Source organism: Paraburkholderia sp. SARCC-3016 (assembly GCF_031119615.1).
Taxonomy (GTDB): domain Bacteria; phylum Pseudomonadota; class Gammaproteobacteria; order Burkholderiales; family Burkholderiaceae; genus Paraburkholderia.
In genome coordinates this window covers 1-762 of sequence record NZ_JAVHZD010000105.1, presented here as the reverse complement: position 1 = coordinate 762, position 762 = coordinate 1, and the positions used below count along the sequence as shown (strand labels likewise).

General features: G+C 61.9%; 1 protein-coding gene. It reads left to right on the top strand.

The window, feature by feature from the left end:
- Nucleotides 1–762: IS21 family transposase (istA, locus tag QYH69_RS35920; RefSeq protein WP_308836346.1), on the top strand; the 762-nt coding region annotated here is incomplete at both ends.

The window sequence follows — 762 nt, the reverse complement described above, 5'->3', positions numbered from 1 at the left end:
TGAGTATCTCGGCCATCGCCGCTCGACTCGGTATGGATCGCAAGACGGTTCGCAAATACATCAGGAACGGCGTACAGGCGCCGCGTTACGGTCCGCGTGCGCCGCGGCCGTGTGTAGTGGACCATTTCGCCAGTTACGTGACCGAACGCGTGCGTGAGTTTCCCGATCTGAGCGTTGAGCGTCTGCTAAGGGAGGTTCGGGCGATGGGTTACGTGGGCGGTCGCACGGCGCTGGGTGACCTGGTTCGCGAGGTCCGGCCGCCACGCCAACGCGGCTTCGAGGTCCGCTTCGAAACGCCTGCCGGTCACCAGGCCCAGGTGGACTTCGCGCACTTCAATGTTGAATTCGATGACGTCCCGGGCCAGCGCCGCTCGATCTGGCTGTTCTCGATCGTGCTGGGGCACAGCCGTTACCTGTGGGGCCGCTTCGTCGAGCATCAGGACCTGCAGACGGTGCTGCGCTGTCATATGGAAGCGTTCGGGCACCTGGGCGGTGTGCCGCGAGAGATTCTTTACGACCGGATGAAGACCGCTGTGCTCGGTGAGGCCGAGAAGCACATCGTCTATAACGCGAAGCTGGTCGCGTTTGCACAGCATTACGGTTTTGCACCGCGTGCCTGCAAGGCATATCGCGCCAAGACCAAGGGTAAGATCGAGCGACCGTACCGCTATATCCGGCAGGACTTCTTCCTCGCACGCCGGTTCCAGAACCTTGGTGACATGAATCGCCAGTTGCGCGAGTGGCTCGACACGGTAGCCAATG